Annotated in this window: 9 protein-coding genes; 8 read left to right on the plus strand and 1 reads right to left on the minus strand. The window is 72.9% G+C overall.

Translation table 11 applies throughout. The features are described from left to right. Positions 1-2: 2 nt before the first annotated feature. A complete protein-coding gene (locus MFF54_RS20635) occupies positions 3-530 on the minus strand; it encodes a MarR family winged helix-turn-helix transcriptional regulator (RefSeq protein WP_370880126.1) in 528 nt (175 codons plus the stop codon). 138 nt (positions 531-668) lie between these two features. On the opposite strand from MFF54_RS20635, the gene MFF54_RS20640 reads away from it, so the two are divergent. From MFF54_RS20640 to MFF54_RS20675, 8 genes are all read left to right on the plus strand, one after another. Next, entirely contained in the window at positions 669-1967 is a 1299-nt protein-coding gene (locus MFF54_RS20640; protein ID WP_238305544.1) for an amidohydrolase/deacetylase family metallohydrolase, read from the plus strand. A 22-nt stretch (positions 1968-1989) separates the two neighbouring features. Continuing rightward, positions 1990-2859, plus strand: a complete 870-nt coding sequence (locus tag MFF54_RS20645; RefSeq protein ID WP_238305545.1) for an alpha/beta hydrolase — start codon at positions 1990-1992, stop codon at positions 2857-2859. Beyond that, the gene (locus tag MFF54_RS20650; protein ID WP_238305548.1) at positions 2856-5216 is read left to right on the plus strand and encodes a xanthine dehydrogenase family protein molybdopterin-binding subunit; all 2361 of its coding nucleotides are present in this window, start codon (positions 2856-2858) and stop codon (positions 5214-5216) included. Before MFF54_RS20645 ends, MFF54_RS20650 begins: the two co-directional genes overlap by 4 nt. Then, a complete protein-coding gene (locus tag MFF54_RS20655) occupies positions 5213-6091 on the plus strand; it encodes an FAD binding domain-containing protein (RefSeq protein ID WP_238305551.1) in 879 nt (292 codons plus the stop codon). Before MFF54_RS20650 ends, MFF54_RS20655 begins: the two co-directional genes overlap by 4 nt. Then, positions 6088-7329 (plus strand): xanthine dehydrogenase family Fe-S subunit, encoded by a 1242-nt coding sequence (locus tag MFF54_RS20660; RefSeq protein WP_238305562.1) that lies wholly within the window; start codon positions 6088-6090, stop codon positions 7327-7329. The genes MFF54_RS20655 and MFF54_RS20660 overlap by 4 nt, the downstream gene beginning before the upstream one ends. A 35-nt stretch (positions 7330-7364) precedes the next feature. Continuing rightward, complete coding sequence (locus tag MFF54_RS20665; RefSeq protein WP_238305565.1) at positions 7365-8513, plus strand: ABC transporter substrate-binding protein; 1149 nt, start codon at positions 7365-7367, stop codon at positions 8511-8513. Between the two features lie 71 nt (positions 8514-8584). Further along, positions 8585-9457, plus strand: coding sequence for a branched-chain amino acid ABC transporter permease (locus MFF54_RS20670; RefSeq protein WP_238305567.1), 873 nt, complete (start codon positions 8585-8587; stop codon positions 9455-9457). Beyond that, positions 9454-10228: branched-chain amino acid ABC transporter permease (locus MFF54_RS20675; protein ID WP_238305569.1), on the plus strand; the 775-nt coding region annotated here is incomplete at its 3' end. The genes MFF54_RS20670 and MFF54_RS20675, both read left to right, overlap by 4 nt.

A 10228-nucleotide genomic window follows, 5' to 3' on the forward strand; every position in this document is an offset into this window, starting at 1 on the left:
CCCTACGCGATGTCGGCCTGCCCGCGCCGGTGGTCGTGGCCGGAGACGACGCGCCGCAGGAGCGCGGCGAGCCGCTCCTGGTCGGCCGCGCTGAGCGCCGCCACCGTCAGGGCGTGAGCCTCGCGCACCGCCACGTCCATCGCGTCGTGGAGCGCCTCGCCAGCGGCCGTCAGACGGCAGAGCTGGGCGCGGCGATCCGTCGACGAGGTCGCGCGGCTGACCAATCCGCGGGCAGCCAGCCTTTTCAGCGCCCCGGTCGTCGTCGTCCGATCGAGGGCGACCGCCTGCGCCAGCGTGGTCTGGTCGGCCTCCCGCAGGTCCCGCAGCAGCGAGAGCAGGCTGTACTGCAGCGGCGTGATCCGAAAAGCGGCACAGCGCTCTGAAAACAGGCTGACGTGGATCTGATGCATCCGGCGCGCGAGGAAGCCGGGGCGCTCGTGCAGCGGCCAGGGCCGGGGCGACGACGCGGGCGGCGCGGGCGGCGGCACCTCCGTTTCCTGCACCGATGCGACCTGCAGATCCTCGCGCATCACCCACCCTCCCTGGAAACGTTCCGGCCTTGGCACGCCACATGCAACGGCAGATGCGAAGCATGCTTCGCTTTTGGCGTGCACGCGTCTGGCAAGAACAAGGCCGGCCTAGCCGGTCCGCGATCACGAGGTTGAGTGATGGTCGATTCCCACCCTGATCCGCGCCGCTACGATCTGGTCCTGCGCGGCGGGCGCGTCATCTGCCCCGCCTCCGGCATCGACGGCATCCGCGACGTGGCGATCCGCGACGGGCGCATCGCGGCAGTCGAGGAGACCATCCTGCCCTCCGCCGCCGCGGAGGTCGTCGACGTCTCGGGCAAGCTGGTGCTGCCCGGCATGATCGACACCCATGGCCACGTCTACCAGTACGTCACCGGCCGCTTCGGCCTGAACCCCGACATGGTCGGCGTGCGCTCGGGCGTCACCACGGTGATCGACCAGGGCGGTCCGAGCTGCATGACGCTCCCCGGCTTCCGCCACTTCATCGCGGAGCGGGCCGAGACGCGGGTGCTGGCCTTCCTGTCGGCCTATCTGGTCGGCGGCCTGGAAGGGCACTTCTACCCGAACCTCTACAGCCCGGACGGCGTGGACATCGACGCCACCGTGAAGTCGGCGGTCGAGAACCGCGACCTCGTGCGCGGCATCAAGGGGCACGCCGAGATCGGCGGCTTCGCCCGCTGGGGCATCAAGGTCATGGAGATGGCCGCCGAGATCAGCCGACGGGCGGACCTGCCGCTCTACGTACATTTCGGCCAGCTCTGGGGCCTGCCGGAATCGGGCGCCAACGGCGAGGACGCGAACACCATCGTGGAGCGGGTGATCCCGCTACTGCGCCCCGGCGACGTGCTGGCCCATCCCTTCACCCGGCATCCCGGCGGCTTCATCAACGAGGCGGGCGAGGTCCACCACATCATCCGGCGGGCGATGGATGCGGGGCTCAAGGTCGATGTCGGCCACGGCAGCCACTTCTCCTACCGCGTGGCCCGCGCCTCGCTGCCGGCCGGCGTCATTCCCTACACGCTCGGCGCCGACATGCACGGCTACAACACCGAGGTGCCCGAGGCCCCGAAGCCCGCCGGCACCCCGGACGAGCACCACGACGACGAGAACCACCCCTTCCTCGGCCAGGCCCGTTTCAGCCTCACCCAGGCGATGAGCTCGATGATGGCGCTCGGCATCCCGCTGGAGGAGGTGGTGCCGATGGTGACCGCGCACCCGGCCGAGATGCTGCGCATGAGCGACAGCCTGGGCGCCCTGAAGGTCGGCCGCGTGGCCGACGTCTCGGTGCTGCACGACGATCGCGGCCGCTTCCTGCTGCGCGACAACGAGGACACCAAGGTCGTGGCCGAGCGGTTGCTGCGCCCCGCCTTCTGCCTGCGGGCCGGCCGGCGTTTCGACGCCGACTCGCCGATCCTGCCCCAGGCGGTCGCGGCCTGACATGCCCGTGCCCGAGGTGTCCATGCCCGCCTTCATCCTCGACGATCCGACGCCCCCGGATCCGCGCCGCCGCTGGGCGGAGCTGGACGCCGCGGCCCGAGGCCGGTGCTACGACAACAACGCGGGCGTCCCCGACAGCGCCGCGCAGGTCGCGGCGCGCAACGCCGCCTCCGCCGCCTACCGGGCGGCGCGGGCGGCCCATCTCGACATCCCGTACGGCGCGACCGAGCGGACCGCCTTCGACCTCTACCCGGCAGCGGATCTGACGGCGCCCTGCCTCGTCTTCGTCCACGGCGGCTACTGGCAGCGCAACGCGCGCGCCGACTTCGCCTGCTTCGCCGAAGGCCTGAACGCCGCCGGCTGGTCGGTCGCGATGCCGGGCTACAGCCTCGCGCCGGAGGCGAGGCTGGCCGGCATCGTCGCCGAGATCGGCACAGCGCTCGACTGGCTCGGCCGCCACGGATCCGAGCACGGGATCGGCGGTCCGGTCGTGCTGTCGGGCTGGTCGGCGGGCGCGCAGCTCGCCGCCCTCCATCTCGGCCATCCGGCAGTCGCGGCGGGGCTCGCGATCTCCGGGGTCTACGACCTCGCGCCGATCCGCGACACCTACCTGAACGAGAAGCTCTCGCTCACCGACGACGAGATCGCGACCCTCTCGCCCCTGCGGCTGCCCGTCGTCGAGAAGCCCCTGACGATCGCCTACGGCAGCCGCGAGCTGCCGGCCCTCGTCCACGACGCCCGCAACCTCCACGGGCTGCGCGCCGCCGCCCACGCGCCGGGCGCGCTGCTGCCGGTGCCGGGTGCCGACCACTTCTCGATCCTCAACGCGTTCCTCCGGCCCGACGGCCTGCTGGTGCGCGCGGCGCAGGACCTTCTCGGAGGATCCCGATGAGCGCCGAGGGCGTCGGGGCGCCGCTGCCCCGCAAGGAGGACGACCGCCTGATGCGCGGGCGCGGCCAGTACGTCGGCGACATCCGCCTGCCCGGGATGCAGGACGTCGCCTTCGTGCGCAGCCCCCTGGCGCATGCCCGCATCCGGGCGATCCACGTGCCGGACGCCTATCGCGACCGCGTCTTCACGGCCGCCGACCTCGACGGCGTGCTGCCGATCCGCGCTGTCTCCGGTCTGCCCGGCTTCAAGGTCTCCGAGCAGCCGGTGCTCGCCGCGGGCAAGGTCCGGCAGGTCGGCGAGCTCGTCGCGATGTGCGTGGCCCCGACCCGCGCGGAGGCCGAGGACATCGCCGCCGCGATCGTGCTCGACCTGGAGGAGCTCCCGGCCGTCCACGACATGCTGGCGGCGCGCGAGCCCGGCTCCGCCCTGGTCCACGAGCACTGGGGCGACAACGTTTTCCTGGAGACGCTGGTCGACGTGAACATCGCGGCCGCGCTCGACGCGCCGATCCGGGTCAGCCGCACCATCTCGACCGGGCGGCAATGCATGGCGCCGATCGAGGGCCGCGGCACCGTGGTCCAGCTCGACCACCGCCTCGACCAGATCGTCGTCCACACGGCGAGCCAGATGCCGCACATCGTGAGGAACGGCCTCTCGGAATGCCTGGGGCTCGAGCAGGGCCGCATCCGCATCGTCTCGCCCGATGTCGGCGGCGGCTTCGGCTACAAGGCGATCCTGCTCGCCGAGGACGTGGCGCTCTGCTGGCTGGCGCTCCGCTGCGGCCACCCGGTGCGCTGGCTGGAGGACCGGCGCGAGCACCTCACCGCCAACGCCAATTGCCGGGAGCACCATTACCGCATCACCGCCTACGCGGAGCGCGACGGCCGTTTGCGCGGCATCGACTGCGAGGCGACCGTGGATTCCGGCGCCTACTCGGCCTACCCGTTCTCGGCCTGCCTGGAGGCCGCACAGGTCGCCAGCATCCTGCCGGGGCCGTACGATTTCCCGAGCTACCGCTGCCGCACGTGGTCGGTCGCGACCAACAAGTGCCCGATCCTGCCCTATCGGGGTGTGGCCCGCACCGGCGTCTGCTTCGCCCTCGAACTCGTGCTCGACGCGGTCGCCCGCGAGGCCGGCCTTCCGCCGGACGTCGTGCGTGAGAAGAACCTCGTGCGGCCCGAGCAGATGCCGTTCGAGAACATCACCCGGAAGCATTTCGACAGCGGCGACTACCCGCAGGCGCTCACCCGGGCGCTCGCGGCGATCGACGTCGCGGCGGTGCGCGCCCGCCAGGCTCGCGGCGAGCCAGACGGGCGCCGGATCGGCCTCGGCCTGTCGATCTACTGCGAGCAGGCGGCGCACGGCACCTCGGTCTATTCCGGCTGGGGCATCCCGATGGTGCCGGGCCACGAGCAGGCCTCCGCCCGGCTGACGCCGGACGGCGGGCTGGAACTGCGCATCGGCGCCCATTCCCACGGCCAGGGCCTGGAGACGACGCTGGCCCAGGTCGCCCACGAGATCCTGGGCGTGCCGGTGGCGCGCACCCGCCTCGTCCACGGCGACACCGCGATGACGCCCTACTCGACCGGCTCCTGGGGCTCGCGCGTGATGGTGATGGCGGGGGGCGCGGTGGCCGCCGCCTGCGAGGAACTGCGCGACCGCGCCGTGAAGATCGGCGCCCACCTGCTCCAGGCGCAGGCGGAGGCGTGCCGCTTCGAAGGGGGCCACGTGGTCGGGCCGAACGGCGACGTGCCGCTCGAGGCCATCGCCCGCACCTGGTACCGGCGCCCGCAGGATCTCGCCCCCGACACCGATCCGGGCGGGCTCGAAGTCACCGCCGGCTACAAGCCGCAGCGGGATTCCGGCACCTTCTCGTACGCGGCGCACGCGGCCGTCGTCGCGGTCGATCCCGATCTCGGGGCGGTCGAGATCCTCGACTACGTCATCGTCGAGGACGGCGGCACGCTGGTGAACCCGCTGGTCGTGGACGGGCAGATCTACGGCGGACTGGCCCAGGGGATCGGCACGGCGCTCTTCGAGGAGATGCGCTTCGACGCCCGCGGCCAGCCGCTCGCCTCGACCTTCGCCGACTACCTGCTGCCCGGCCCCGCCGAGGTGCCGATGGCCCGCATCGGCCACATGGAGACACCCTCGCCCTACACGCGCTTCGGCCAGAAGGGCATCGGCGAGGGCGGGGCCATCGCGCCGCCGGCGGCGCTCGCCAACGCGGTCAACGACGCGCTGGCGGATCTCGGTGTCGAGATGCTGCACGCGCCCGTCACGCCCCACCGGATCGTGGAGGCGGTGCTGGCCGCCAAGGCGAAGTCCGCCCCGGCCCGCGCGCGGGAGGCCGCATGAAGCCCGCCCCCTTCGCCTGGGAGCGCCCGGCGAGCCTGCCCGCGCTCCTCGACCGTCTCGCGACGGCCCCCGGCTCCGTGAAGCTGATGGCGGGCGGCCAGTCGCTCGGGCCGATGCTGAACCTGCGCCTCGTCGAGCCGGACCTCGTCCTCGACATCACCGGCGTGCCGGAATTCCGGCAGGCCAGGCTCGAGGACGGCACCCTCGTGCTCGGCGCCTGCGTGACGCACGCCGACATCGAGGACGGGCGCGTGCCCGACAACACCGGCGGCGCCCTGCAGCGGGTGGCGTCCGCGATCGCCTACCGGCCGGTGCGCAACCGCGGCACGGTCGGCGGCAGCCTCGCCCACGCGGATCCGGCCGCCGACTGGGTGAGCGCGCTCACCGCGCTCGGCGCCGCGGTCGAGATCGCGGGGCGCGACGGGCGCCGGACGCTGCCGCTGGAGGCCTTCGTCACCGGCGCGCTCGACGTCGCGCTGCGGCCCGGCGAGATCCTCGTCGCGGTCAAGATTCCCGCGCGGCCCGCGGGCGCCGCCTGGGGCTACGTCAAGCACTGCGCCAAGATCGGCGAGTTCGCCCACGCCATCGGGGCGGTGCTGATCGAGCCGGCCGCCGGCCGCGGGCGCGCGGTGATCGGCGCCGTCGAGGGGCCGCCGCTCCTCTTCGCCGACGCGAGCCCGCTCTTCGGCGGCCGCATCTGCCCCGACTTCGCCGCGCGCTTCGACGCAGGCGCCGCCGACGCCGCCCTGATCGCCGCCGGCATGGCCGACCGCGTCGCGCGCCACGTCCACGTCACGGTGCTCGCCCGCGCGGTCGCGCAGGCGGCCGGGCAAGCTCCCACCCACGTCCCCACCACGCGTCCGGAGGCCGCATGAACGCCGCGCTGGCGGAAATCCCGGGCCGCACCTCCGGCCGCACCCCGGGCAACATGGCCCTGGCTCTGACGGTGAACGGCCGCCCCGTGCGGGTCGAGGCCGAGCCGCGCAGCCATCTCGGCGACGTGCTGCGCGAGCGCCTCGACCTCACCGGCACCCATCTGGGCTGCGAGCACGGCGTCTGCGGGGCCTGCACGGTGCTCCTCGACGGCGAGCCGGCGCGCGCCTGCCTCACCTTCGCGGGCGCCTGCTCGGGCGCCGCCGTCACCACGGTCGAGGGCCTCGACGGCGACCCCGTCGCGGCGGAACTCCGCGCGGCCTTCAACCGCGAGCACGCGCTCCAGTGCGGCTACTGCACGCCCGGCATGCTGGTGGCCGCGCGCGACCTCGTGCTGAGGCTGCCCGAGGCGGACGAACGGCGGATCCGCGTGGGCCTCTCGGGCAATCTCTGCCGCTGCACCGGCTACGCGGGCATCGTGCGGGCGGTGATGGGCGTGATCGCCGAGCGGCGCGCCCGCGGCATCGGGCCGGAGAGCGGGGCGGAGCGCGCCCTCGGGCCGGTCGGCGCCCGGCTCGGCGAGGCCGGCGCGACGCCGGTCACCCGGCCGACCCCCGTTCCGGCGACGGCCCCTGCCGCCGCGACCGTTGCCGCGCCCGCGCGCGTCACCGATCTCGACGCCGCCTTCACGCCGACCCACAGCTTCACGCAGACGTTCGACCTCGCCCACCCGCCGGAGGCCGTCTTCGCGCTCTTCGGCGACATCGACGCGGTGGCCGCCTGCCTGCCGGGTGCCGTGCTCACCGGGCGGCCCGCCCCCGACGCGGTCGAGGGCGGCCTGCAGGTGCGGATCGGCCCGATCGGGGCGACCTTCCGGGGCCGCGCCCGCATCGCGCACGATCCGGCGACCCTGAGCGGCGCCGTGCGCGGCGCCGGTGCGGATGCCGGCGGGCGCTCGGCGACGGAAGGGCAGATCCGCTACCGGGTCGAGCCGGGCGAGGCCCCCGGCACCGCCCGGGTCCTGCTCGACGTCGGCTACACCCTGACCGGGCCGCTCGCGCAGTTCGGCCGCCCCGGCCTCGTGCGCGACCTCGCCGGCCGGATCACGGCCGATCTCGCCCGCAACCTCGACGCCCGCCTCTCGGGCGCCGCGGCCCCGGCGCCCGCCGGCCTCAACCCCTTGCGCCTGCTCGCCGACCTCGTCCGCGCCCGCCTCGCGGCATGGCGCGGCCGCGCCTGACCTGTCCAAGCTCAAACCCCCCAGGAGACCCGAGAATGCCCGGCCGGTTCACCCTCACCACCGCGATCCTGCTGGCGCTCGCCGCCACGGGGGCGCGGGCGGACACGATCCGCATCGGCGTCAACGAGCCCCTGACCGGGCCCTTCGCGGCCTCGGGCACCTACGTGGTCAACGGCGCCCGGATCGCCGCCGACGAGATCAACGCGCGGGGCGGGCTCCTGGGCAAGAAGATCGAGCTCGTCGTCGAGGACAACAAGAGCAACCCGACCGAGGCCGCCGCGGTCGCCGAGAAGCTGATCACCAGCGACAAGACCCCGGTGCTGATGGGCGCCTGGGGCTCGAGCCTGACGCTGGCGGTGATGCCCAAGCTCGCCGATTACGAGGTGCCGATGCTGGTCGAGACCTCCTCGTCCGGCAAGATCACCACCTCGGGCAACCCCTTCGTCTTCCGCATCTCGCCGCCCTCGGCGCTGGAGGCCGAGACCTTCGCGCCGATGGTCGCCAAGCTCGGGATGAAGAAGGTCGACTTCCTGGTGCTCAACAACGATTTCGGTCGCGGCGCCGCGACCGATTTCGGCAAGATGCTGAGGGACAAGGGCGTCCAGGTCGGCCTCGTCGAGATCATGGACCAGGGCGCCCAGGACATGAGCGCCCAGCTTGCCAAGCTGAAGGCCTCCGACAGCGACACGATCATGGTGACGAGCGCCGTCGACCAGCTCGTGCTGCTGTTCAAGCAGATGGCGGCGCTGGGGCTCAAGAAGCGGGTGATCACAACGGGCGGCTCGCAGAACCCCGACCAGATCATCGCGCAGGCGGGCTCGGCCGCCGACGGCACGATGCACCTGACCACCTTCCTGCCCTGGATCCCCGAGAAGACCCCGGACCCGAAGGCGACCGAGGCCTTCATCGCGGAGTGGAAGAAGCGCGGCTTCGCGTTCGCGGGCGTGACCGAGAGCTTCCGCGGCTACGACGGCATCCGGGCGATCGCCCACGCCATCGAGAAGGCCGGCAAACCTGAGCCCGCCGCGATCGCCAAGGCCTTCTGGTCGGTCGACTTCACGGGACTCAACGGCCCGATCCGCTTCGCCAAGTCCGGCCCCGCCGGCAAGGAGAGCGGCCAGAGCCGGCCCGACGTCTACCTGATCGAGATCAAGGACGGCCGCGTCGTCGTGCCGACGCTCTGACACCGCCCGGGCCGGCTCCCCGGGGCCGGCCTGGCACGCCCGTCGCACGCTCACCATCGGGAGGGCCGCCCATGGACCAATTGATCCAGCACCTCGTCAACACGCTGATCCTCGGGGGCACCTACGCGCTCCTCGGGATCGGGCTGACCCTGATCTTCGGGATCATGAACGTGGTGAACTTCACGCACGGCGCCCTCTACACGGTCGGGGCCTACCTGATGTACCTCGCCGTCGCCGCCCTCGGCCTGAACTTCTTCCTGGCGCTGCCGGTGGCGATCCTCGGCGGTCTCCTGTTCGGGGCGGCGATCGAGATCCTGCTCCTGCGTCCCTTCCGGGGGCAGGACATCGACACCACCATGCTGGTGATGATCGGGGCCGGGATCGCGCTCCAATCGGGCACGCTCTGGATCTTCGGCGGCGTCGCCAAGGCGATCCCCTCGCCCTTCCCGGAGGCGCCCCTGCAGATCGGCCCGGTCTCGGTCTCGTGGCTGCGCCTGTTCGTGCTGGGCGCGGCGCTGGCGCTGATCGGGCTCACCTACGCGCTGATCAACCGGACGCGGCTCGGCCTCGCCATGCGCGCCGCCTTCCAGGATTCCGACACCGCGGCGCTGATGGGCGTCAACGTGCGGCGCATCTACACCGCGACCTTCGCGCTGGGCTCCGCGCTCGCGGCGGCCGCCGGCGCCCTGCTCGGCCCGGTCTACGTCGTCTACCCGCAGATGGGGGGCTTGGCCGAGCTCAAGGCCTTCGCGATCGTGATCCTCGGCGGCCTCGGCAACGTCACGGGAGCGGCCATCGGCGGCTTCATCCTGGCGCTCGCCGAGGAGCTCGGGGCCGGCTACGTCTCCTCCGGCTACCGGGACGCGATGGGCTTCCTGATCATCATCGCGGTGCTGCTCTACAAGCCGACCGGCCTGTTCGCGAAGGCGGAGCGCATCGGATGAACCGGCTCCTCCCCCTCGCGCTCCTCGCCGCCCTCGTCGCCCTGCCGCTGGCGCTCGGCCCCAGCCCCTACCTGCTCAACGCGCTGATCGTGACGGGCATCCTGACGATCGGCGCCATGAGCCTGAACCTGCTCCTCGGCTTCACCGGGCAGCTCAGCCTCGGCCACATCGCCTTCTTCGGCATCGGCGCCTACGTGAGCGCGTTGACGAGCCTCGGCTTCGACGTGGATCTCGGCTTCGGCCTCCGCGCGGTGCACGAGCCCTGGCCGCCGGCGGTCGGGTTCGTGCTCGCGACGCTCGCGGCCGGCGCCTGCGGCTGGCTGATCGGCCGCCTCTCCTTCCGGGTGCGCGGCGCCTACTTCGTCATCGTCACGATCTCCTTCGCGGAGGTCGTGCGGCTCGTCGCCCTCAACTGGGTCGAGCTGACCCAGGGGCCGCTCGCGCTCACCGGGATCCCGGCGATCACGCTGGGGCTGCCCGGGATCGGGACGTGGACGCTCAGGACCAAGCTGCAGAACTATTACCTCGTGCTCGGCGTCGGCACGCTCTGCTACCTCGTCGTCGCGCGCCTCGTCGGCTCGCGCTTCGGCCGGGCGATGCGGGGGCTCAAGGAGAACGAGTCCCTGGCGCTCTCGGTGGGCATCAACGCCACCCGCACGCTGACCGTCGCGGCGGTGATCTCGGCCGCAATGGCGGGCGCGGCGGGCAGCCTCTACGCCCATTACCTGCGCATCATCGATCCCGAGGTCTTCGCCTTCACCACCACGGTCA

This window comes from Methylobacterium gregans (assembly GCF_022179245.1).
Taxonomy (GTDB): domain Bacteria; phylum Pseudomonadota; class Alphaproteobacteria; order Rhizobiales; family Beijerinckiaceae; genus Methylobacterium; species Methylobacterium gregans.